The following is a 22682-nucleotide window of genomic DNA, read 5'->3' as shown; positions in this document are numbered from 1 at the left end:
TCGAATCGCGCGCACAATCGGCACGTCTGCGGCGGACTGATTCGGAGGCGTGGGGCATCCGGGCTGCCGTTGAGGGAGGACGCGATGGATTATCTCAACGTCAACTGGCTGGGCGTTCTGCTCGCAATGATCGCCGCGATGGCGCTCGGGGCGGCCTGGTATATGGTGCTGTCAAAGCAGTGGATCGCGGCGACCGGCAAGACCGTCGAACAGATCATGGCCGGCTCGGGCGGGCAAGCGGCACCGTTCATCTGGGGCGCCGTGATGCTTTTGGTCATGGCCTATTTCCTGGCGCTCTTCACCCGGATGATCCTTGGGGAGATGAGCGTTGGCAACGCGATTACCGTAGGGCTGCACCTTTGGGTGGGTTTCCTTTTGCCCGCCATGATCCTCAACCACCGCTATCAGGGTATGAGCTGGTCCCTGGCGGTGATCGACGGCGGATACCTGCTGGGTGTCATGATCGTGGAGGGCGTGGTGCTGGGGCTCCTGGGCTGAATACGCAACGCTCCCGAATATTTTTTTCATCGAGCTGTTGAAACTGGCCCGGTGCAAAACCGGGCCGGTCACGCCCTGCCGTCCGGGCATAGCCGGGGCAGGTGCGGCAGATTGCCTGCCGGCATGCGTCAGTCATCGAATCGCCCGATTCGATGGCGAAGTCATCACGGAGCCGTGATGGGTCCAAGCTATGCATTTTTGGAAACAGAGGCATGCAGGAACCTTCAGGGTTTGCCATCGTTTGGCGCTGGCTTGGCCTCGTTCCGGCGTTGTAATTGAAAGACATTCGGCGCGCGGCCACCGGGCGCCGTTGCCCGAGTACAAGAGTTCATGCACCCTATTGCTGCTAAGACCTTTTCGCCGTCGCGCCGTTTCATTCTGGGCGCCCTTCCCGCAAGCTTCCTTCTGAGCACCACAGCTCTGGGGAGCCTTTTGGCACAGGACGCGCCGCCGCCTGAAGAGGCGCCGGCCCCCGCACCCGAAGGGCAGGAATTTTCCTTCGATCTTTTGACCGAATGGATGCGCGCCAGGGCCGGCGAAGCCTATCAGGCGCCTCCCACCGATCTTCCCGGCCCGTTCGCCGAACTCGATTACGACGGCTACCGGCACATCCAGTTCGATGTCGAAAGGGCCCGATGGTCCCAAGAGGGCGACCAGTTCCGCGTGCATGCCTTCCATCCCGGATGGCTCTACAAGGAACGGGTGGACCTGTTCGAGGTGGTCGATGGCGTGGCGCGCCCGTTCGGTTTCGGGTTCGACGATTTCCGCTATCAGGGGCCGGTCGAAGGCATCGAAGAGGGCGACACCGAATTCCCCGGTGTGGTGGGTTTCCGTCTCAACTACCCGCTCAACCGCCCCGGATATTTCGACGAACTGATCTCGTTCGTGGGCGCGAGCTATTTCCGTGCGCTGGGACGGGACAATTTCTACGGGCTGAGCGCCCGGGGCCTTGCCATCAACACCGGACTTGCCGCGAGCGAGGAATTCCCGCGCTTTTCCCAGTTTTATCTCGAGCGACCGCAGCCGGGGCAGCGCAACGTCGTCGTCAATGCCGCGCTCGACAGCCAGAGCGTCACCGGCGCTTTCCGGTTCGACATCCGGCCGGGTGGAGAGACCCATATAGAGGTGACCGCGCGGCTGTTCTTCAGGGCCGATATCGAGCAGCTCGGCATCGCGCCCATGACTTCGATGTTCCTCTATTCGGAAACCAACCGCTCGCAATTTGACGATTACCGCCCGCAGGTCCATGACAGTAATGGGCTGGCGATCTGGCGCGACGGAGGCGATCGGCTCTGGCGGGCGCTCAACAATCCGCCCCAGCTCGGCAGCTCTTATTTCGCAGAAACCAATCCGCGCGGCTTTGGCCTTTTCCAGCGCGACCGTGATTTTGCCGAGTATCAGGACGCCGAGGCCCATTACGAACGCCGGCCCTCGCTGCTGATCGAGCCCATCGGGGATTGGGGCGCGGGCAATGTGCGGCTGGTGGAGATTCCCTCGGACCAGGAGGTCAACGACAATATCGTGGCGTTCTGGATTCCCGAGCGGCCAGCATTGGCCGGCGAAGAGCACGAATACCGCTATCTGATGCGTTGGGGCGATCTTGCGCCCGATGAATCGCTCGACATCGCCCATGTGCTGGAAACCCGCACCGGGCACGGGGGCGTGTCGGGCATTGAGAATGCGCCCGATCTGCGCAAATTCGTGGTCGATTTCCAGGGCGGCATGCTTGGGCGCGTCGAAGCGGGGAACGAAGACGTCGAACCGGTCGTTACAGTGTCCGGCGGGGAAATCTCCTCACTCGTGCTCAAGAAAATCGACGGCACCGATATCTGGCGCCTTGTCATCGACGTGACCGTTACCGGCGGTCAGGCCATCGAGCTCGTGGGCCATGTTCGCGGGTTCGGCCAGAGGCTCACTGAAACCTGGCTCTATCAATGGATGGGTGAATGATGAACGAGTTCGATCCCCTTCCCCATGCGCCCATGCCCATGCCCAAGCAGCAGCTTGAGCGACCGGGCATGGTCCGCTCTGCGCTGATGCGCTTTTTCTCGATGTTCGTGCGCGACCCGATCGGCCTGCGCCGGGAGCACTAGGATATGGATCGGGTCCGCGCGCAGGCGCGGCTCTACCGGATCATTGCCTTCCTGCTCTCGCTCGGGCTGAGCGGGATCGCATCCTCGCTGTTCATCCAGTTCGCGGCCACCAACGGGCTCGACGCGCTCGATTTCGTCCGCCTCGTGCTGATCGCCATCTCGACGCTGTGGCTGGCCTGGGGGGCAAGCCAGAGCGTTGTCGGGCTGCTCTATCGCCCCAAGGTGCATGACGCTCGGCAGGCTGCCGAAAGGGTGCGGGGACGGACGGCAATCCTGGTCCCCATCTACAACGAAGATCCGGTCGAGACGTTTTCGCGGGTTCTGGCCATGGACCGCTCGATCGCCGGAGAAGGGATGAGCGGGCTTTTCGATTTCGCCATCCTGTCCGATACCCGCGATCCCCAGACGGCGCGGCAGGAAGAAATCTGGTTCGCCCGGCTTCTCGAGGAGAGCGGTGGCAAGGGGCGCATGTTCTATCGCCGCCGGGCCGAAAACACAGGAAAGAAGGCCGGCAACATCGAGGACTTCATCACCCGCTCGGGCGGGGCGTATGAATTTTCGCTGATCCTTGATGCCGATAGCTTGATGGAAGGCAAAACCATCGTCGAGATGGCGCGGCGCATGGAGGCCGAGCCCCGGCTCGGCCTGCTCCAGACGCTGCCCCAGATCATCAATGCCCATTCGCTGTTCGGCCGCGCCGTGCAGTTTTCGGCAAGTTTCTTCTCGCCGGTTTTTGCGCGCGGCATTGCGCTCTTGGCGGGGCATGAAGGCCCGTTCTGGGGGCATAACGCGATGATCCGCACCCAGGCGTTCGCCAGCTCGTGCGGGCTGCCCGTGCTCAGCGGCAAGCCGCCTTTCGGCGGGCACGTGCTCAGCCACGACTATGTGGAAGCGGCGCTTCTGGCGCGCAATGGCTGGATCGTGCGGCTCGATACCGATCTTACCGGCTCGTTCGAGGAAGGGCCGGACAATCTTGTCGAATTCGCCAAGCGCGACCGGCGCTGGTGCCAGGGCAATCTCCAGCATATCAAGCTCTTGGGGGCGCCAAAGCTTTCGGGGTGGAGCCGGTTCGTTTTCGTCCAGGGCATCCTTGCCTATCTCTCCTCGCCCATCTGGGCGGCCTTTTTGATCCTGAGCCTCGTTGCGCCCTATTTCGCGCCGGCACCCGATTATTTCCCCGAGCCCTATCAGCTCTTCCCGGTGTTTCCTGACGATCAGACATCGAAAGCGATCACGCTTCTGGTGGGGATTTTCGGGCTTTTGATCCTGCCCAAGCTTTTGATTCTGGCCCAGGCGATCTCGGCCGGCCGGGTGGCGCGCCATGGCGGGGCAGGACGGGCAACCGTTTCAGTGCTCGTCGAGATCGTGCTTTCGAGCATCATCGCCCCGGTGATGCTGCTGTTTCAGACCCGCTCGGTGTTCCAGGTGCTGACCGGAGCGGATGGGGGATGGCCGGCGACCCGGCGCGGCACCCAGGCGCTGCCTCTGTCCGATGCCTGGATGGCGAGCCGCACCATGGTCCTGATCGGCGTGACCATGCTGGCGGGCGCCGCTTATTTTACCCCCGCGATTCTCGTGTGGCTGGTGCCGGTGGCCGGGCCCATGGTGGTCGCGCCGCTTTTGATCTGGATTTCGTCCAAACCGTTCGAAAGTTCGATCTTTCTTGCACCCCAAGAATGCGATCGCTCGCCCATTGTGGCGGAACGCGATGCTATTGTTTCCTCATGGATTGGCGGCCGGAGCGAGCCTGGCCATAAAAGCCACGCGGTGAGGGAAGGCGCGCCAACGCATGCATAAACGCCATAGCCGGCTGATGCCGGAATTGCCGATGCGCTCGGTCCGCGATCCGCGCATCGACGTGTTGCGCGGACTGGCGCTGGTGATGATCTTCATCAACCACGTGCCGGGCAATGCGCTGGAACATTTCACCAATCGCAATTGGGGATTTTCCGACGCCGCCGAAGCGTTCGTCTTTCTTTCGGGCACGGCGGCCGGGCTCGCCTATGCGTCGGGGTTCCTGAGCGCGCCCTACTGGCCCGGCATCGCCAGGGTCTGGGCGCGGGCGCGGACGCTCTATTTCGTGCATCTTTCGACGACCGCCATGGCGATCGGCATCTTTGCGGCGGCAGCGCTCTGGTTCGGGCTTTACGAGCTTTTGACCACCATCAACCTGCGGCCCGCTTTCGCTAACCCCCTGGCTGTGCTGATCGGCATTCCCCTACTGGGACATCAACTCGGCTATTTCAATATCCTGCCGCTCTATCTCACCTTGCTGCTGGTGACCCCGCTGTTGCTCTGGGTGGGACTGAGGCGTCCTTATCTCCTGCTTGCCGCTTCGGTGATCGTCTGGGTGCTGGCCGGGCAATTCCGCATCAACCTGCCCAACTATCCCAATCCGGGCGGCTGGTTCTTCAATCCGTTTTCCTGGCAGATCATATTCGTGCTTGGGCTTTTGACTGGGATTTTCCTCAAGCGCGGCGAGCGTTTCGTGCCCCGGATCGGCTGGCTGATGTGGCTGTGCGGCGCCTGGCTGGTTGCCACGATCATCTGGAAGCATGTGCCCGGAGTTGGGCCGGTTGCCAACCGCTTCATGGCGGAGCTGGGCAACGCCGGGGTGCCGTTCTATCTCGTCTCGTTCGACAAGACCTATGCCGCGATGCTGCGGCTGAGCCATTTCCTGGCGCTGGCCTACATTCTTTCCTGCTTTTCCTGGGTCTATATAGCCTCGGAAAGCCGGTGGGCCGAGCCTTTTCGTCTTTTGGGACAGAACGGGCTTGCGGTTTTTGCCACCGGATCGGTGCTGTCTGTGCTGCTGCAGGCCGTCAATGCGGGGATCGAGCGGAGCCTTCTGACCGATCTGGTGCTGATCGGGGCTGGGCTCGGGGTGCAGTTCGCGCTGGCCTATGCGCTCAGGGTCACCAAGCGGGCGCAGGCGAACAAGAAGGCGATAGCGGCCAAGGCGGCGCCTTAGAAATCGGACGAGATGCCCTTGATCTCCCAATCGCCGTAGCGGGCGGGGTCGAGGCCGCCGCGGCCGTCGATTTCGCGCGGGGCGGCAGAGGTTTTGGCATCGATCTCGGCGCGGCGCGCCTTGGCTTCCTCGAGCGCTCTTTTGGCGATTTCGGGGTCCGGACGCTTGGTATTGAAGGCTGTGATCATGGGGATATTGCCGGTATTGAACGAAGAGTTTAGGCCCATGAGGACTTGTGGGACGCCTCCGGGGTTCCCATCATAATAGGCGACCACTGTTTGTGAAAGTCGGACGATGATGAACGCATTGCGAACCACGATCCTTCTGGCCGGCATGACGGCGCTGTTCATGGGCGTGGGCTATCTGATCGGCGGCACGGGTGGCATGGCCATCGCCTTCCTGTTCGCGCTGGGCACCAATGCCTTTGCCTATTGGAATTCGGACAAGATGGTGCTCTCGATGCAGGGCGCCAAGGAGATCGATCCGCGCTCGGCGCCCGAGCTCTATCAGATGACCCAGCGGCTGGCCGACAATGCCGGGCTACCGATGCCCAAGCTTTACCTCATCGAAACCGACCAGCCCAATGCGTTCGCGACCGGCCGCAGCCCGGAAAAGGGCGTGGTGGCCGTGTCCTCGGGGCTCGTCAAATATCTCGACAGCCGGGAAGTGGCCGCGGTGATCGCGCACGAGCTTGCCCACATCAAGAACCGCGATACGCTGACCATGACGGTGACCGCGACGCTGGCCGGTGCGATCTCGATGCTGGCCCAGTTCGGGCTGTTCTTCGGCGGCGGGCGCGACAACAGCAATCCCCTTGGCGTCTTCGGCACCATTGCCATGGTGATCCTGGCTCCCATCGCCGCGATGCTGGTGCAGATGGCGGTGAGCCGGACGCGGGAATACGAGGCCGACAAGGACGGCGCGGCGATCTGCGGCGATCCGACCGCGCTGGCCAGCGCGCTCGAAAAGATCTCGGCCATCGGCAAGCGCACGGTCAATGTGGCGGCCGAGCGCGCCCCGGCCATGGCGCATATGTACATCTCCAACCCGCTGTCGGGGGCACGGATGGACAATCTGTTTTCCACCCACCCCAATGTGGAAAACCGCATCCGCGCCCTGATGGACATGGCACGGGTTTCCGGCGGAGGCGGTGGTCAAACGCCGCGCAGCCGGGTAAACCCCGTCGAGGCCAATGTCCGGCCCGGCCAGAGCTGGCGTACGCCCGGCACGCGGCCGCGTGGGGACGATGGCGGAGCGGCCGGACCCTGGGGATAGGTTTTTGACGAATAAACACGATCTGCCCGGCCTCAAGCTTCGGCTTGAGGCCGCTTTTCATCTCAGGCATGTGCTCGAGGGCAAGCCCTTCGCCCCGATCGGCGGCGACAGGCTGGCCGAGGGGCGCGACAGGGCGTTGGCAAACAAGATGGTCACCGTCGCCCTGCGCCGGCACGGGCAGATCGATGCCGTGCTCGAGGCGATGCTCAATAAGGGCGTGCCGCAGCGAGCGGGCATTCTCGAGGCGGTGCTGCGGATCGGTGTGGCGCAGCTTCTCTACATGGACGAGATTCCGGCCCATTCGGCGATCCACCTTGCCGTCGAATCGGCGCGGGCCGACAAGCGCGCCGGGCGGTTCGACAGACTGGTCAATGGCGTGCTGCGCTCGGTCCAGCGAGAGGCCGGCAAGTTCTCGACGTTTCCCCACGATCTGCTGGTTCCCCAATGGCTGCAATCGCGTTGGCGTGCCGCCTATGGCGATGGGGCGATTGCAGCATTTTCTGAACGGCTTATCGAGACACCGCCGCTCGATCTGACCCTCAAGGCTCCCGATGAAGATTTGACGGCATCGCTGGGCGGCGAGCCGGTGCTGGGGGCGAGCGTGCGGCTCGCCTCGCGCGAGGCGAGCGTTGCCGATCTGCCCGGGTTCGCCCAGGGCAAATGGTGGGTGCAGGATGTTTCGGCTTCCGTTCCGGCCCGGTTGCTCGGGGTTAAGCCGGGAGACAAGGTGCTCGACCTTTGCGCGGCGCCGGGGGGCAAGACGGCGCAATTGGCGGCGGCGGGGGCCGAGGTCACAGCGCTCGACATTTCCGCCGAGCGCATGGAACGCGTGGCTGCAAATCTGGATCGGCTGGGGCTCGCGGCCGAACTGGTGGTGGGCGACGCGCTCGATTATCGGCCGGGCCCGGTGTTCGACGCGGTGCTGCTCGATGCGCCCTGTTCGGCGACCGGCACGTTCCGGCGGCACCCGGAGGTGCTCTGGCATCGGGATGAAAAGGGAATCGCCGAGCGCGTTGCGCTGCAGCGAAAAATGCTCACCCATGCCGCCGGCCTGGTCAAGCCGGGAGGGAGGCTCGTCTATTGCGTCTGTTCCCTCGAACGGGAAGAGGGCGAAGAGCAGATCGATTGGGCCAAATCGGCGCTGGGCGATTTCGTTCTCGATCCCATCGCCGCTTCGGAGATGGAGGGCTGGGACGCCCCACTGAGCGGCGAAGGCGCTGTGCGAATCACGCCGGCGCTGGACCTGCCGGGAAAAGTGGGGGGAGGCCTCGACGGCTTTTTCATGGCACGACTGATCAAAAAAGCCGGCTGAGGGGGCAAAATTCCCGCAGTTTTCCTGTGGTTAACGGCAAGTTGATGATACATTGGACCCTGCGAGTAGGGTTCGGGTATGGGCGTATTTGAAGTTTTGCGTTTCGGTCTGCGGCGGGCGGGCCTGGGGCTAGCCGACCGCACGGTGACCCACGCGCTGTTTTCATGGACATGGTCGGGAGCCGATGCCGGCAAGTTCGTGCCCCGGCTCGCCGAATTCCGCCCCGCCGACGCCCAGACGGTCATCGAGATGATGGAGGGCAAATATCTGCTCTCGGGACGCCTGGTGGAAACCGGCGGCCAATCCCCCTTTGCCGTCGATACCGAAGCCGACGATTGGTTCGAGGACCTTCATGGCTTTGGCTGGCTGCGGCACTTTTCGGCGCTGACCGATCCCGGCCAGCGCGCCTTTGCCCGCACCCTGGTGCTCGACTGGATCGCCCGGTTCGGCACTTTCGAGCGCGATGCCTGGGACGTGTTCATCACGGCCCGGCGGGTGCTCAACTGGCTCAAATCCTTTTCGCTGCTGGCCGAAGGGGCAACGGCCGAGCAGATGCGGGCCATTGCGCGCTCGCTTTCGGTACAGATCTCCTCGCTCAAGGTGCGGGCGGCGTTCGTCAGCGATCCGCTCGAGCGGCTGATGGTCGAGATCGCGCTGGCGGGCGCCGCGCTCAGCGAAAGCGAGGAGAGCCGGGAGCTGGCGGCTCACATCGAGCGGCTGGGAATGTTGCTGGAAGGCGGGCTCGACGATGACGGGCTGGTCAAATCCCGCAGCCCCTTCGCCCAGATCCAGATCCTGTCCGAGATCATTCCGGTCAACCAGGTTCTGGGGCAGCGGCATGGGACGGTTTCGTCGGGAATCGCAAGGCGTATCGAAGCCATGCACCGGGCGCTCGAAAAGCTGGTGCTGGGGACGCGCGAGCCGGTCTATGCCAATGGCTGCGGGCAGGTGCCGGTGGAACTGGTTTTGGCCATCGCCGCGCAATCGGGCGTGCGCGCCACCGGGTCGGGACTGTGCGGGGGGTATGGGATCCTGGTCGACGGTCCGGGCAAGGTGGTGGCCGATTCGGGCCAGGTCCCGCCGGTCGAATTTGCCGCCGATGCCCATGCGGGGGCGCTGAGCTTCGAATATGCGTGCGGCTCGACACTGGTTGCGGGCAATTGCGGGCCGGCGCCGGGGCAGTTGGCCGAAAGCCGCAACCTCTTCCGTCACACCTCGGCCCATAGCGCGCCGACCATCGAAGACATATCGAGCGCCGGGATCGGACGAAGCGGAGCGCTGCAGTTGCGCGGCGCGCCGCCGCAAATCACACTCGAAGCCCAGGAAAACGCTGTCGAGATGCGCTCGGGCGCCTATCGCGACCGGTACGGTCTCGACATCGTGCGGCGCCTGACGCTGATGGGGGGCGGGCAGACCCTGGTGGGGCAGGACAGGTTTATGGCCGCCGGACGGACGGCGCGCCAGCAGGGCATGTTCTCGATCCGCTTTCACCTCGCCCCAGGGGTGGTGACCGAGCGCTCGAGCGGTGAAGACCTGATCCGCATGATCTATCGCAATGGCGAAGCCTGGTCGTTTCTCTGGGAAGGAGCGTCGGCCGATATCGAGGACAGCGTGCGCCATTCGGCGCATTTCGGGCTGATCAAGACGCGGCAGATCGTGCTGCATGGCACCGCGCGCAACGAGGCGGAAATCGCCTGGGTGTTCACGCGGCAATCGTGATCGCACAGCGGAGCGCCATTGCGCCCAATAGCGCAGTTCCCACCCGGGCCGATCCGTGATAGGGCCGCGCCCATTCTTTCCCTTCAAGCAATCACGGCAGGATTTTCCATGGGCCAGGCGGGTGCAACCAAAGTCAAAAGGGCGCTGCTTTCGGTGTCCGACAAGACCGGGATCATCGAATTCGCGACGGCCCTGGCCGGGCTCGGGGTCGAGATCGTTTCCACCGGCGGCACGCGCAAGGCTTTGGCCGAAGAGGGGCTGCCGGTGATCGATATTTCCGAGGTCACCGGATTTCCCGAGATCATGGACGGGCGGGTCAAGACGCTGCACCCCAAGGTGCATGGCGGGCTCTTGGGCATCCGCTCCAACGACGCGCACAAAAGCGCCATGCGCATCCATGACATCTCGCCCATCGATCTGGTTGTCGTGAACCTTTATCCGTTCGCCGAAACCGTCGCCAAGGGCGCCGCCTATGACGAGGTGATCGAAAACATCGACATCGGCGGGCCGGCGATGATCCGGGCGGCGGCCAAGAACCATGGGGACGTGACGGTGATCGTCGATCCGGCCGATTATGCCGATGTGCTGGCCGCCCTCAAGGAGGGGGGCGAAGTGCCCTATCCGCGCCGGCAGAAATATGCGGGCAAGGCCTACGCCCGGACGGCGGCCTATGACGCGGCGGTCTCGAACTGGTTCGCCAACACCCTCGATGTGCCCGATCTTGCCTGGCGCAGCTTTGCGGGGCGCTTGCGCGAAACCATGCGCTATGGCGAAAACCCGCATCAATGGGCGGCATTCTATACCGACGGGTCCAACCGGCCGGGCGTTGCGACGGCGACCCAGGTGCAGGGCAAGCAGCTTTCGTTCAACAACATCAACGATACCGACGCAGCGTTCGAACTGGTAGCCGAGTTCGATCCCGAAAAGACGGCGGCGGTGGCCATCATCAAGCACGCCAATCCGTGCGGGGTGGGGCAGGGCGCAACGCTGGTCGAAGCCTATCAGGCGGCGCTCAAATGCGATCCGGTGTCGGCCTTCGGCGGCATCGTGGCGCTCAACCGGCCGCTCGACGAGGCGGCGGCGGGCGAGATCGTCAAGCTCTTTACCGAAGTGATCATCGCGCCGGGGGCCAGCGAAGGGGCGATCGAGATCATCGAAGGCAAGAAGAACCTGCGCCTGCTTGTAACCGACGCGCTGCCCGATCCCAAGGCCGAGGGGATGACCGTGCGTTCGGTGGCCGGCGGGCTGCTGGTCCAGACGCGCGACAATGCCAATGCCGATGATTACGAGCTCAAGGTGGTGACGCGGCGCGCGCCCACCGAAAAGGAAATGGCCGACCTGCTGGTCGCCGCAAAGGTCGCCAAGCACGTCAAGTCCAACGCCATCGTCTATGTCAAGGACGGGGCGACGGTGGGGATTGGCGCGGGGCAGATGAGCCGGGTGGATTCGGCACGCACGGCACACCGCAAATCGATCGATGCCGCGCAGGCGGCTGGGATCGAGGGGGCTTTGACGCAAGGCTCGGTCGTGGCGTCGGACGCGTTCTTCCCCTTTGCCGACGGGCTCGAGGCGCTGGTCGAAGCCGGAGCGACGGCGGTGATCCAGCCGGGCGGCTCGGTGCGCGACGAGGAAGTGATCGCTGCGGCCGACGCGGCGGGGCTGGCGATGGTGTTCACCGGCACGCGGCATTTCAGGCATTGATCTGGCGAGGGTGTTCCTGGCAGGCGCCGCGCACCCCTCATCCGACCCGGCTTCGCCGGCCCACCTTCTCCCTCAAGGGGAGAAGGGTATCCCGTGGGAGCGCTTCAGCAAGAGCTCTGGCGCCAGCCCAAATAGCCCCCTCTCCCCTTGAGGGAGAGGGCCGGGGTGAGGGGTGCGCTGAGCTTGCCGGGAGCACCGTAGTTCATCGTACTCGTCCGTTGCCAATTACGCCTCCGTCGCCACCTCGAGGGCGATTTCGACCATGTCGGTCAATGAACTCTGCCGTGCCTCGGCGTCGATTTCGGCGCCGGTGATCAGGCAATCGGTCATTGTGCAGATGGTCAGAGCCCGGGCGCCGAAGCGGGCGGCGAGGGTGTAGAGGGTGGCCGCTTCCATTTCCACGCCTAAAATGCCGTGCTCGATGAGCGGGGCATAGGCGTCGAGGCCGGAGGGGTGGTAGAAGATGTCCGAGGAGACGATGCCGCCCACATGCACCGTCTTGCCGTGGGCGCGGGCTGCGTCGTCGGCGGCGCGCAGGAGCGCGAAATCGGCGGCGGGGGCGTAGTTGTAATTGCCGAAGGCGCCCTTGACGATGGTGGAGTCGGTGGCGGCCGAAGCGCCGATCACCACGTCGCGGACCTTGACGTTGGTGTTGAGACCGCCGCAGGTGCCCACGCGGATCATGGTTTTGGCGCAATAGACGTTCAAAAGCTCATGCACATAGATGGCGGTCGAGGGCTGGCCCATGCCTGTGGCCTGGACCGAAACGGGCTTGCCGTTCCATGTGCCGGTAAAGCCCAGGCAATTGCGGACGGAATTGACCAGGCGCGCGTCTGAAAGGAAGGTTTCGGCGATCCATTTGGCGCGCAGGGGATCGCCGGGCAGCAGCACCGCTTCGGCATAGTCGCCAGGCTTTGCGTGGTTGTGCGGCGTCATCTTTTATCCCTTGGTCAAAACACTGGCGGGCAGCTTACTGCGCCCCTGCCGGGCAAGGCAATGGGCGGCTATTTTGCGCGGGAGCGCTTGGCAAAAGGATGCGATTGCAGTAGAGAGTTGGCCCAGTAGAGTACCCGCGGGTACGGTTAGGGAGAACGGTCATGGACAAGTTCACGACATTGACGGGCGTCGCCGCGCCGCTGCCGATCATCAATATCGACACCGACATGATCATCCCCAAGCAGTATCTCAAGACCATCAAGCGCACCGGGCTGGGAACGGCGCTGTTCGCCGAGATGCGCTACAATGAGGATGGCAGCGAGAAGGAAGACTTCGTTCTCAACAAGCCCGCCTATCGCAACGCCAAGATCGTGATCGCCGGCGACAATTTCGGCTGCGGGTCCAGCCGCGAGCATGCGCCCTGGGCGCTGCTCGATTTCGGCATCCGCTGCGTGATTTCGACCAGCTTTGCCGACATCTTCTATAACAACTGCTTCAAGAACGGCATTTTGCCCATCGTCGTCACCCCCGAGCAGCTCGAATTGCTGCTCGACGATGCCGAGCGCGGATCGAACGCGACGTTGACGGTGGATCTCGAGGCGCAGACCATTTCCGGGCCCGATGGCGGCACGATTTCCTTCGACATCGATCCAGCCCGCAAGCAGGTGCTGCTCGAAGGGCTCGACGACATCGCCATGACGCTCAAGAAGGACGAGACGATCGGCGGGTTTGAAGGCAAGATGGCCGAGAACCGGCCCTGGATCTGAGGGGCCGCCCAACCTGGAGGGGACGGGCCATGACCGAAATTCGCCTCACACTCGAGCCCAGCGATGCCGATTCCGGCGTGCTGACGAACCTTATCCGCAGTGCCAATACCGCGGCGGGCGCCGGGCCGGACCATTATCAGCCCGTCGGCTTTCTCATCCCCGATCCGCAAACCGGGGAAACCATCGGCGGGCTAACCGGATATGCCTTGTTCGAGTGGCTGTTCGTCCAGTTCCTGGCCGTGCCGGAAAACCTGCGCGGCCAAGGCCTCGGCAGCCAGTTGCTGGCGCGGGCCGAAGACTGGGCGAAAGAACGCGGGCTCAAGGGCATGTGGCTCGATACCTTCGCCTTCGGCGCGCCCGAATTCTACAGGGCGCACGGGTTCACCGAATTCGCGACCATCGAGGATCATCCGACCGGTTCGCGCCGCCATTTCTTTCTCAAGCGCTTCTAGTGCGCTTCTTTCTCCAGCAACGGTAGCTTTTCATGACGCACACCCTCTTCCTCCTGCCCGGCGACGGCATCGGCACCGAGATCATGGCCGAGGTCGAAAAGCTCATCGCCTATCTCAACGGCAAGGGGCTGACCGATTTCGCCTATGAAACCGGGCTCGTGGGCGGGTGCGCCTATGATGCGCACGGGGCGGCGATTTCCGAGGAGGACATGGGCAAGGCGCTGGCCGCTGACGCGGTGATCTTCGGCGCGGTGGGCGGGCCGAAATGGGACAACGTGCCCTATGACGTGCGGCCCGAAGCGGGGCTGCTCAGGCTGCGCAAGGATCTGGGGCTGTTTGCAAACCTTCGTCCCGCCATCTGCTATTCGGCGCTTGCCGATGCCTCGTCGCTCAAAAAGGAGCTGGTCGAGGGGCTCGATATATTGATCGTGCGCGAATTGACCGGCGGGGTTTATTTCGGCGAGCCCAAACAGATCACCGATCTGGGCAATGGGCAGAAGCGGGCGGTCGATACCCAGGTTTACGAGACCTATGAGATCGACCGGATCGCGCGGGTGGCTTTCGATCTCGCCATGACGCGGGGCAAGAAGGTCCATTCGGCGGACAAGAAGAACGTTATGAAGTCTGGCGTGCTCTGGGACGAGGTGGTGAAACAGGCCGCCAAGGACTATCCCGAGATCGAATTGCAGCAGATCCTTGCCGACAATGCGGCGATGCAGCTCGTGCGCAATCCCAAGCAGTTCGACGTGATGGTGACCGATAATCTCTTCGGTGACATCCTTTCGGACGCCGCGGCCATGCTGACAGGTTCGCTGGGGATGCTGCCCTCGGCGTCGCTGGGGGCGCCCGATCCGGAGACGGGGCGGCGCAAGGCGATGTATGAGCCCGTGCACGGCTCGGCCCCCGATATCGCCGGGCAGGGGATCGCCAACCCAATCGCGATGATCGCGAGCTTTGCCATGGCGCTGCGCTATTCGTTCGGGATGATCGAGCTGGCGAGCCGGCTCGAGACGGCGATTTCAGACGTGCTCGAGGATGGGCTGCGCACCGGGGACATCATGCAGACCGGGTGCCGGCGGGTGACGACGACCGAAATGGGCGATGCGATCATCGCCAAGCTGGGGTAGGTCTTCCTCGCGAGTTTCGGTGGGGGTTGAAAGGCTGCGCCCCCTCACCCCCGGCCCCTCTCCCACCAGGGGAGAGGGGGGCTCTTTTGGTCAGCATTTGAGTTCTTACTGAGACGCTGCCCGGGGCTACCCTTCTCCCCTGGTGGGAGAAGGTGGCTCGCGAAGCGAGACGGATGGGGGGGCGCGGCGCTGCCGCGCGCACTAGAGCCGTTCAGGATTTGATTGAATCAAATCCTTGGCTCTAACCCTTTGTTTTGTCGCGTGTCCGAACCGCAAAACCGTTTCCATCTCCGGTCTCGCCATGGACATGCTTTTGCTGGACACGCTCTAATGGCTGCGGACTATCCCCACACCTGCTTGAGCAACCGATAGCTTTCCAGCCGCTTGTCGTAGTCGTGAATGGTGGTCGAGATCATCACCTCGTCGGCGGCGGTTTCGGCGAGCTTTTCCTCGATTTTGGCCTTGACCGTTTCCGGGCTGCCGACGATCCAGAGATTGGACTGGCTTTCAACGAAAGCGCGCTCGGCTTCGGTCCAGGGATGGGCGTCGGCCGCTTCGGGCGGGGCGATCTTCTGGGGATTGTTGGTGCGCAGGCTGAGCCAGGTCAGTTCCATGGATTTGGACAGGTGTTTGGCTTCCTCGTCGGTGGGTGCGCAGATCACCGCGACGCAGAGAATGGCGTGGGGCTTTTCGAACTGATCGGAGGGGCGGAAGGCGCTGCGATAGGCATCAAAGGCCGGGCCGGCCGGGGTGGGGGAGAAGTGCGAGGCAAAGGCGTAGCCGATGCCGTATTGGCCGGCCATCTGCGCCGAGGCGCCCGAAGAGCCCAGGAGCCAGATGGGGGCGAGGTCGATTTCGCCGGGCACGACCTTGACGCGAGAGAGCGGGTGATCGTCGGGGAAGCCGCCGCGCTCGAAGGCGAGCAGCTCGGCGAATTCATGGGGGAAATCCTCGCCGCCCGTCGAGCGCAGGGCGCGCAGGGTCAGCCCGTCCGAACCGCCGGCGCGGCCGATGCCCAGATCGATGCGATCCGGGAAGAGGCCGTTGAGGGTCCGGTAGGTCTCAACCACGCGCAGCGGAACGTGATTGGGCAGCATGACGCCGCCGGCGCCCACGCGGATGCGCGAGGTGTTGGCGGCGGCGTTGGCGATCAGGATCTCGGGCGCCGAGGAGGCGATCGAGGCCATGCCGTGATGTTCGGCATACCAGAGGCGGACAAAGCCCATCTCGTCGCCCAGACGGGCGAGATCGAGGGTTCTGGCGAGGGCGTCCTGGGTGGAATAGCCTTGCGAGATCGGCGCAAGGTCCTGAATGGAAAGCGGAGGCAGGGTCATCGGGCTCATCTGGGTTCGGGAAGGGCCACCGTCAAGACGGCGAGTCGGGTTTGATCGTTAAAAGACGATAATCGGTTCTGTTGCCTTCCTGCAATTGACATCGGCGCATCGATGAGGTGCATTGCTCGCCATTCCCTGCGTAACGAGGACGTCCCATGATCCGCAAGCTTGCCGCATTGGCTATCGCCCTTCTGGCTGGCGCGGGAGCGGGACCGGCGCTGGCCCAGGGGCTGGAGCTGGACGAAATACGCGCCGGGGCGTTCTTCCATTCGGCCTATGGCGGCTTCCTGCCCACGGGCGACAATTGGGAGCTCACCCGGTTCGAGGACATCAAGTTTTCGGCGCTGTTCGCCTCGCCCGATATCGCGGCATTCGAATGGATCGGCTCGCCGCGCCCGGAAATCGGCGCGACGATCAATCTCCAGGGGCGGGAAAATCTCGTCCATGCCAATCTCAACTGGCAGATTCCGGTGTTCGAAACCCCGCTCTATCTCGAACTTGGGTTCGGCGCGGCGCTGACCGACGGGGCGCTGGACGGCGCGACGCGGCCCGAGCGCAATTTCGGCTGTTCGCTCAATTTCTACGATGCCGCTGGCATCGGGGCCAATGTGAGCGAGAACGTCACGGTGACGCTGCGCTACGAGCATATCTCCAATCTCGAGCTTTGTTCGCCCAATGACGGGTTGTCCAATTTGGGCTTGATGGTCGGCGTCAAATTCTAGTTGCGCGGCCAGTTGGGCGATGGCGGTCACCTCGTGGTCGCCCCGGCCTTGCGCCGGGTCCAATACACTCCGCGCTCAGGTGGAACCGCGGCGCTGCCGGTTACTGGATCCCGGGTCGGGCCCGGGATGACGGGGAGTCCCGGTTCGCGTTCCAATTCTCCGTGGCCACCCTTGGCAAAGTGACCGGAACCACGTATGTAACGGGCTCCGGACGGCAGGAGCCTTTTTCGTGGCATTAATGACCATGACAGTGCTGCTCAAAACAGTCGGCGCGAGCGCCGGCGCGATGCCGTTTATGGGTAAAACCACCACCAAAACCGCTTGACGCACTCCCCGGGCCAATCCTCCCGGCGGGGAGGGCGGCAAAGCACATAAAGGCCGAGCGGGCGGAACGCCCCGGCGCGGGAGGTGGGGTGAAAGGACAAAAATCGAAATGGGTTACAAGGTTGCAGTCGTAGGCGCCACCGGCAATGTGGGCCGCGAAATGCTCGACATCCTCGCCGAACGCAATTTCCCGGTCTCCGAGCTGGTGCCCTTGGCATCGTCGCGCTCGGTGGGCCGCGCGGTGAGCTTCGGCGACAAGATATTGAAGTGCAAGAACCTCGACGATTTCGACTTTACCGGCACCGATTTCGTTCTGATGAGCGCTGGGGGCGATATCTCCAAGCAGTGGGCGCCCAAGATCGGGGCAGCGGGCGCGATCGTCATCGATAATTCCTCGGCATGGCGCTACCACGAGGACGTGCCGCTGGTGGTGCCCGAGGTCAACGGGCATGTGCTCGACGCCTATATGGCGCGCAATGAACGCAAGAACATCATCGCCAATCCCAATTGCTCGACGGCGCAACTTGTCGTGGCGCTAAAGCCGCTGCACGATCTTGCGACCATCACCCGGCTGGTGGTTTCCACCTATCAGTCGGTTTCGGGCGGAGGCAAGGAGGCCATGGACGAGCTCTGGGACCAGACCAAGGGCATTTTCGTCAACGACCAGCCCGAGCCGAAAAAGTTCACCAAGCAGATCGCCTTCAACGTCATCCCCCATATCGACGTGTTCATGGAGGATGGCTACACCAAGGAAGAGTGGAAGGTTCTGGCCGAAACCAAGAAGATGCTCGACCCCAAGATCAAGGTGACCTGCACGGCGGTGCGCGTGCCGGTGTTCGTGGGGCATTCCGAAGCTGTCAACATGGAGTTCGCCAACCCCATCACCCCCGACGAGGCGCGGGACGCCCTGCGCGAGGCGCCGGGGATCGTGGTGCTCGATAAGCGCGAGAACGGCGGCTACATCACCCCGGTCGAAGCCAAGGGCGAGGATGCCACCTATGTGAGCCGCATCCGCGAGGACGTGACGGTTGAAAACGGGCTCGCCATGTGGGTGGTCTCGGACAATTTGCGCAAGGGTGCGGCGCTCAACACCATCCAGATCGCCGAAACGCTGATCGAGCGTGGCCTGATGGACAGGAAGGCCGCCTGATGCGTTGGGCGGCGCTTTTCACCGACCGGACGGACGGCGCGGATATCCGCGCCGCCCATACCGAAGCGCATCAAGCCTATTTGCGCAAATACAAGGGCAGGATTGCCCTCGCCGGGGCCTTGCGTCCCGAACCGGGCGGCGCGCCCTCGGGCGGGCTCTGGATTTTCGAGGCCGAGAGTCGCGCGGAAGTCGAACAGATCATCGCCGAGGACCCCTTCCAGATCCATGGATTGCGGGCGACGAGCGAAGTCTTCGCCTGGGGCACGGCTCCGGGGTTCGAGGATATCGAGATCGGGGCGCGGTAGCGGCCTGGTTGGAAGCTTGGCGAAGGCCTCACCCGCCGTTTTGCGTCGACCTCTCCCCCAAGGGAGAGGTTAGGCTGGGGCTCCCTCGTCCCGTTTGTCTCACGCAAGAGCGATATCCTGGGCCACCGCTGCGGCCCCTCATCGGACCGCTTCGCGGCCACCTTCTCCCCAGCGGGGAGAAGGACATCGGGTGCCGCCGCTCACGTTCACCTCTTCCTCTGGGCGAGCTCGCCCTGAAGCGGCGGGTGAGGGGCCTCGCCGCGTTCACCATGCGGGATGACAAGCCTTGTCACTCTGCGCTAAGGCAGGGCTCCTGTCTTTTCTTCGGAAGCCCGCCATGCCCTTGCGCGACGTGCTCATTGCCCTGGTCGTCGTCACGATCTGGGGCGTCAATTTCACGGTCATCAAGCTAAGCGTCGGAGAGTTGCCGCCGCTGCTGGTCGCGGCGCTGCGGTTTTTCTTTGCCGCCGTGCCGGTGATCTTTTTCGTCGCCCGGCCCCAGGCGCCGTGGCGGCTGGTGGTCGGCTACGGGCTTTTCATGGGCTGCGCGCTCTATGCGCTTTTGAACCTCGCGATCTTCATGGGGCTTTCCGCTTCGCTCGCTTCGCTGGCCCTGCAGGTGCAGGCGATGTTTACCATCGGGCTGGCGTTTTTCGTCTTCGGCGAAGTGCCGCGCCGGCTCCAGATGGTGGGCGCGGCGGTGGCGTTTGCCGGGATCGGGGTGATTGCCTGGGGCCATGGAGCGGACGGAGAACTGGTTCCCATCGCCATCTTGATGGTGGCGGCCTTGTGCTGGGGCACGGCCAATATCATTTCCAAAAAGGCCGGCGCGGTTCCCATGGTGCCCTTTACCGTCTGGGGCAATTTCTTCGCCTCGATCCCGCTCTTTGCCCTCTCGTTCGCCTTCGAGGGCGGGACGAGCGCCTTTGCCGGGCTGATGCCGCCGAGCTGGAGCGTGGTGGGACTGGTCGCGTTCCTCGCCTATCCGGCAACGCTTTTCGGCTTTGCCATGTGGAGCGGGCTGCTCTCGCGCCATTCGGCGGCGACGGTGGCTCCCTTCACGCTGCTGGTGCCCATCGCGGGGATCAGTTCGGGCGTGCTGATCCTGGGCGAGCCGATCTATCCGGTGGATATTGCCGGCGGGGTGCTGGTTTTCGCTGGGCTGATCCTCACTGTGGTCAAGCTCAAGCCAAGGCAGGCGGCAACCCAGCCGGTGGGGTGAGCGGATCTAGGGGCGTGAAAAGTCGCCGCTCTCCCCGTTCATGGTCCAGAGCTCGCCCGTTGAGATGTCGAACCAGGCGCCGTGGATCGAAAGCTGGTTCTCATCGACGCGGGATTTGACGAAAGGGAAGGTCAGGAGGTTGTTAAGCGACTGGCGGATGGCGATGCGTTCGAGCGCGGTCTGCTGTTCGGCCGGGGTCATCAGCGAATTGGCTTCGACCTTGTCGGCGACGTCCTTGACCATGGTCAGCCATTTGCCGATGAAGTCGCCTTCCGGGGCGTGACCGGCAGCGGTGGCGAGGGCGCCGGAAATGCCGCCGCAGCGGCCATGGCCCATGACAACGATATGGGCGACCTTCAAATGGATGACGGCGAATTCGATGGCCGAGGAGGTGCCGTGATAGGCGGCGTCGGGACCAAAAGGCGGTACGAGGTTGGCGACGTTGCGCAGAACGAAGAGCTGGCCGGGGCCGGCATCGAAAATGGTTTCGGGGGCCGAGCGGGAATCGCAGCAGGCGATCACCATGGTCGTGGGCTTCTGGCCTTCCTCGGCGAGGCTGCGATAGCGCTCGCTCTCGGCACTGTAGCGGCCCGCCATGAAATTGCGGTAGCCCTCGAGGAGGAAGGGGGGAAAGTCCTGCGCCATGGAGTTCATCCTTTCACGTCGATCGGTTTGCGATAGACCCTGGCGCGGCCAAGATCAATTGCTATGCTTGGCGCAAGAACCACAAAGGAGATCGGGCAATGGTGATTTATCGCTTCCTGTCGGGGGACGACGATTCGTCCTTTTGCCACAAGGTCACAAAGGCGCTGAGCGAGGGCTGGCTGCTCTATGGCGAGCCCCATTACGTGTTCGATGCGGTGGCGGGAAAGATGCGCTGCGGGCAGGCGGTGACCAAGGAGGTTTCCGACCAGGTTTACGACCCCGACAAAAAGCTCACCGACTACGCCTGATCGGCGTCGCCCCGCCAGGCCATGCCCATGTAGACGCCGCCCTTTTCGAGTTCCTCGAGCATCTGGGCGATACGTTTTTCCCGCGTGGCCGGGCGTTTGGCGCGGGCGATCCAGCCCAGATAGTCGTTGCGCTGATAGGCGGGGCGGGCGGCGTATTGTTTCTCCAGCTTTTTGGCCTTGAGCTGCTGCCCGATATCGTCGGGCATCGGCTGGATGGGGCGGGAGAGATTGGAGAGGTCGGTGCTCATACCTGGCCGCCGGTGGGGGTGACGACGACGGAGTCGGCGCTGCGCGTCGAGGGGCCGTGCCACACAGCTTCGATATTGTTGCCGTCCGGATCGATGACGAAACAGGCGTAATAACCGGGATGATAGGGGCGCTCGCCCGGCGCGCCATTGTCGGTGCCGCCGGCGGCAAGGGCGGCCTGGTGGAAGCGGGCGACCATTTCGGGGCCATCGGCCTGGAAGGCCAGGTGCACGCGGGTGACATAATCGTCGGCCTTGTCCACGAACAATTCGTCCGAGGCGAAGAACCCTTCGCCTTCGTGGGTAATTTCACGGCCCAGGGCGGCCAGCGCCGCGCGGTAGAAGCTTTTGCTTCTTTCAACGTCGGCAACGCGCAGATGAACGTGATCGATGAGACGTCCGACGTGGAATTCCATGGGCGGCACCTTTCGTGGCGGCGGTTAACCGTCTAAGCTAATATTTAGCGTAGCTAACGAAGTTAAACCTGCCGGATGTCAAACGCAAGCCTTTCGCGAACGTTGCAATTGATGCATCGCATCGTCCTGCCCCTCGATCGGCTGTTGCAGGCCGCTGACAGGGAGAGCGGGTGCACGGCAGCGCAACTCTCCATCCTGGCCGGGGTGCACTATCTCAAGCGCACGACGCTGAGCCGGCTTGCCGCCCGCGAGCGGATAGCCGCCCCCACCGCCTCGCGGATCGTCGATGGCCTGGTGCGGGAAGGAATGCTCTCGCGCATCGTCGAGGCGGGGGACCGCCGGGCCGTGCGGCTCGAAGTGACCGGTAAGGGCGTAAAAGCCATTGCCGTGGCCTGCGCGGCGCGCGAGAAGGTCCTGGCCCAAGCCCTGGAAGGGCTGACCGAGGCGGAGAAGGATGCGCTGAGGGTAGCCGTACCGGGGCTCAATCGCGTGCTGGGCCTTGTGCCCGAACCGGTCAGCGCAGAATCCCCTTGAGAGCGGCGTGCTGAATCAGCGCCACGGTTTTGGAATCAACGATGGCGCCTTGTTCGATCCGGCCGAGGGCTTCGTCAAAGCCGATCTCGACGATCTCGATGTCCTCGCCTTCGTGGCCGAGCCCGCCGCCTGCGCCGGTGCGGTCGGTTTCGGTGTAAAAGCCCAGGAAACAGTGGGTTTTTTCCGAGAGCGAGCCGGGGCTGGCATAGAGATCGAACACATGGGCGAGCGTTGCGGGCGCGATGCCGGTTTCCTCCATCGCTTCCTTTTTCGCGCAGGCTTGGGGCGTGTCGCCATCGAGGAGCCCGGCACAGACTTCGAGCAGATAGCCGTCATCGCCCAGAAGATGGGGCGGCAGGCGGAACTGGCGCACGAGCGTCAGGCATCGGCGGTCGGGATCGATGAGCAGAATCGCCGCCGCATTGCCGTGGTCATAGACCTCGCGCGTGTGGCGATTTTCGCTGCCGTCGCGGTGAGGAAGCGAAAAAACATACTCGGTAAGGCTTCCCCAGGCGCGGGCGAGGATTTTTTTGCTCTCGATGCGGATGGGACTGGGCTTGGACATGCTACTTTACCTAGTAGGTAAACCTGGCTGACATTTCCCCAGTCTTGCCTCGACTTAGCCC

The 22682-nt window shown here is 63.5% G+C and carries 25 protein-coding genes; 18 read left to right on the top strand and 7 right to left on the bottom strand.

Features of this window, described 5'->3' with window-relative positions; all coding sequences use genetic code 11:
* The first annotated feature begins 84 nt into the window (after positions 1-84).
* The 5 genes from NO932_RS18690 (at position 85) to NO932_RS18670 (ending at position 5562) form a co-directional block, all read left to right on the top strand.
* Entirely contained in the window at positions 85-498 is a 414-nt protein-coding gene (locus NO932_RS18690; RefSeq protein ID WP_309208885.1) for a DUF1761 domain-containing protein, read from the top strand.
* Positions 499-828: 330 nt separating this feature from the next.
* Positions 829-2448: a glucan biosynthesis protein gene (locus NO932_RS18685; RefSeq protein WP_309208884.1), complete on the top strand. Its 1620-nt coding sequence runs from the start codon at positions 829-831 to the stop codon at positions 2446-2448.
* Positions 2445-2591, top strand: a complete 147-nt coding sequence (locus tag NO932_RS18680) for a hypothetical protein (protein WP_309208883.1) — start codon at positions 2445-2447, stop codon at positions 2589-2591. Before NO932_RS18685 ends, NO932_RS18680 begins: the two co-directional genes overlap by 4 nt.
* Before the next feature lie 3 nt (positions 2592-2594).
* The gene (mdoH, locus tag NO932_RS18675; protein WP_309208882.1) at positions 2595-4388 is read left to right on the top strand and encodes a glucans biosynthesis glucosyltransferase MdoH; all 1794 of its coding nucleotides are present in this window, start codon (positions 2595-2597) and stop codon (positions 4386-4388) included.
* On the top strand, positions 4381-5562 hold the full coding sequence (locus tag NO932_RS18670) for an OpgC domain-containing protein (protein ID WP_309208881.1): 1182 nt from the start codon (positions 4381-4383) through the stop codon (positions 5560-5562). The genes mdoH and NO932_RS18670 overlap by 8 nt, the downstream gene beginning before the upstream one ends.
* Here the strand turns inward: NO932_RS18670 and NO932_RS18665 are convergent.
* Positions 5559-5750: a DUF1674 domain-containing protein gene (locus NO932_RS18665; RefSeq protein ID WP_309211088.1), complete on the bottom strand. Its 192-nt coding sequence runs from the start codon at positions 5748-5750 to the stop codon at positions 5559-5561. The genes NO932_RS18670 and NO932_RS18665 overlap by 4 nt on opposite strands.
* A gap of 109 nt (positions 5751-5859) precedes the next feature.
* On the opposite strand from NO932_RS18665, the gene htpX reads away from it, so the two are divergent.
* The 4 genes from htpX (at position 5860) to purH (ending at position 11569) form a co-directional block, all read left to right on the top strand.
* A complete protein-coding gene (htpX, locus tag NO932_RS18660) occupies positions 5860-6837 on the top strand; it encodes a zinc metalloprotease HtpX (RefSeq protein WP_309211087.1) in 978 nt (325 codons plus the stop codon).
* Between the two features lie 4 nt (positions 6838-6841).
* Positions 6842-8149, top strand: a complete 1308-nt coding sequence (locus NO932_RS18655; RefSeq protein WP_309208880.1) for a transcription antitermination factor NusB — start codon at positions 6842-6844, stop codon at positions 8147-8149.
* A 78-nt stretch (positions 8150-8227) separates the two neighbouring features.
* Positions 8228-9868: a heparinase II/III family protein gene (locus NO932_RS18650; protein ID WP_309208879.1), complete on the top strand. Its 1641-nt coding sequence runs from the start codon at positions 8228-8230 to the stop codon at positions 9866-9868.
* Between the two features lie 108 nt (positions 9869-9976).
* On the top strand, positions 9977-11569 hold the full coding sequence (purH, locus tag NO932_RS18645) for a bifunctional phosphoribosylaminoimidazolecarboxamide formyltransferase/IMP cyclohydrolase (protein WP_309208878.1): 1593 nt from the start codon (positions 9977-9979) through the stop codon (positions 11567-11569).
* Between the two features lie 225 nt (positions 11570-11794).
* Here purH and deoD read toward each other — a convergent pair whose 3' ends face one another.
* Positions 11795-12505 carry a purine-nucleoside phosphorylase gene (deoD, locus tag NO932_RS18640; RefSeq protein ID WP_309208877.1) on the bottom strand — a complete coding sequence of 237 codons (711 nt, stop codon included), beginning with the start codon at positions 12503-12505 and terminating at the stop codon, positions 11795-11797.
* A gap of 161 nt (positions 12506-12666) precedes the next feature.
* Here deoD and leuD point away from each other — a divergent pair, with 161 nt between their 5' ends.
* From leuD to leuB, 3 genes are read left to right on the top strand one after another with little or no spacing between them, the layout of a single operon-like run.
* On the top strand, positions 12667-13272 hold the full coding sequence (gene leuD / locus NO932_RS18635) for a 3-isopropylmalate dehydratase small subunit (RefSeq protein WP_309208876.1): 606 nt from the start codon (positions 12667-12669) through the stop codon (positions 13270-13272).
* 29 nt (positions 13273-13301) lie between these two features.
* Positions 13302-13724: a GNAT family N-acetyltransferase gene (locus NO932_RS18630; protein WP_309208875.1), complete on the top strand. Its 423-nt coding sequence runs from the start codon at positions 13302-13304 to the stop codon at positions 13722-13724.
* A gap of 32 nt (positions 13725-13756) precedes the next feature.
* On the top strand, positions 13757-14851 hold the full coding sequence (gene leuB / locus NO932_RS18625) for a 3-isopropylmalate dehydrogenase (protein WP_309208874.1): 1095 nt from the start codon (positions 13757-13759) through the stop codon (positions 14849-14851).
* A gap of 341 nt (positions 14852-15192) precedes the next feature.
* On the opposite strand, the gene NO932_RS18620 is transcribed toward leuB, so the two are convergent.
* Positions 15193-16194 (bottom strand): LLM class flavin-dependent oxidoreductase, encoded by a 1002-nt coding sequence (locus tag NO932_RS18620; RefSeq protein WP_309208873.1) that lies wholly within the window; start codon positions 16192-16194, stop codon positions 15193-15195.
* Positions 16195-16340: 146 nt separating this feature from the next.
* On the opposite strand from NO932_RS18620, the gene NO932_RS18615 reads away from it, so the two are divergent.
* The 4 genes from NO932_RS18615 (at position 16341) to NO932_RS18600 (ending at position 19908) form a co-directional block, all read left to right on the top strand.
* Entirely contained in the window at positions 16341-16907 is a 567-nt protein-coding gene (locus NO932_RS18615; RefSeq protein WP_309208872.1) for an acyloxyacyl hydrolase, read from the top strand.
* Positions 16908-17340: 433 nt separating this feature from the next.
* Positions 17341-18381 carry an aspartate-semialdehyde dehydrogenase gene (locus tag NO932_RS18610; RefSeq protein ID WP_309208871.1) on the top strand — a complete coding sequence of 347 codons (1041 nt, stop codon included), beginning with the start codon at positions 17341-17343 and terminating at the stop codon, positions 18379-18381.
* The gene (locus tag NO932_RS18605) at positions 18381-18686 is read left to right on the top strand and encodes a YciI family protein (protein WP_309208870.1); all 306 of its coding nucleotides are present in this window, start codon (positions 18381-18383) and stop codon (positions 18684-18686) included. The genes NO932_RS18610 and NO932_RS18605 overlap by 1 nt, the downstream gene beginning before the upstream one ends.
* A 337-nt stretch (positions 18687-19023) precedes the next feature.
* Positions 19024-19908 (top strand): EamA family transporter, encoded by an 885-nt coding sequence (locus NO932_RS18600; protein ID WP_309208869.1) that lies wholly within the window; start codon positions 19024-19026, stop codon positions 19906-19908.
* A 6-nt stretch (positions 19909-19914) separates the two neighbouring features.
* Here NO932_RS18600 and NO932_RS18595 read toward each other — a convergent pair whose 3' ends face one another.
* Complete coding sequence (locus NO932_RS18595; protein WP_309208868.1) at positions 19915-20553, bottom strand: carbonic anhydrase; 639 nt, start codon at positions 20551-20553, stop codon at positions 19915-19917.
* 98 nt (positions 20554-20651) lie between these two features.
* Between NO932_RS18595 and NO932_RS18590 the strand changes: the two genes are divergently transcribed.
* Positions 20652-20861 carry a DUF1737 domain-containing protein gene (locus NO932_RS18590; RefSeq protein WP_309163626.1) on the top strand — a complete coding sequence of 70 codons (210 nt, stop codon included), beginning with the start codon at positions 20652-20654 and terminating at the stop codon, positions 20859-20861.
* On the opposite strand, the gene NO932_RS18585 is transcribed toward NO932_RS18590, so the two are convergent.
* Both NO932_RS18585 and NO932_RS18580 read right to left on the bottom strand, forming a co-directional pair.
* Positions 20852-21109: a YdeI/OmpD-associated family protein gene (locus NO932_RS18585; protein ID WP_309208867.1), complete on the bottom strand. Its 258-nt coding sequence runs from the start codon at positions 21107-21109 to the stop codon at positions 20852-20854. The two genes, NO932_RS18590 and NO932_RS18585, sit on opposite strands and share 10 nt — an antisense overlap.
* On the bottom strand, positions 21106-21522 hold the full coding sequence (locus tag NO932_RS18580; RefSeq protein WP_309208866.1) for a VOC family protein: 417 nt from the start codon (positions 21520-21522) through the stop codon (positions 21106-21108). Before NO932_RS18580 ends, NO932_RS18585 begins: the two co-directional genes overlap by 4 nt.
* Before the next feature lie 111 nt (positions 21523-21633).
* Here NO932_RS18580 and NO932_RS18575 point away from each other — a divergent pair, with 111 nt between their 5' ends.
* Positions 21634-22056: a MarR family transcriptional regulator gene (locus NO932_RS18575; RefSeq protein ID WP_309208865.1), complete on the top strand. Its 423-nt coding sequence runs from the start codon at positions 21634-21636 to the stop codon at positions 22054-22056.
* Here NO932_RS18575 and NO932_RS18570 read toward each other — a convergent pair.
* Entirely contained in the window at positions 22037-22621 is a 585-nt protein-coding gene (locus tag NO932_RS18570; RefSeq protein ID WP_309208864.1) for an NUDIX domain-containing protein, read from the bottom strand. The genes NO932_RS18575 and NO932_RS18570 overlap by 20 nt on opposite strands.
* Positions 22622-22682: the final 61 nt, after the last annotated feature.

It is taken from the genome of Pelagibacterium sp. 26DY04, from assembly GCF_031202305.1.
Lineage (GTDB): Bacteria > Pseudomonadota > Alphaproteobacteria > Rhizobiales > Devosiaceae > Pelagibacterium.
Note: the sequence above shows the minus strand (reverse complement) of the source record. Positions and strands in the feature narration are given on the sequence as shown.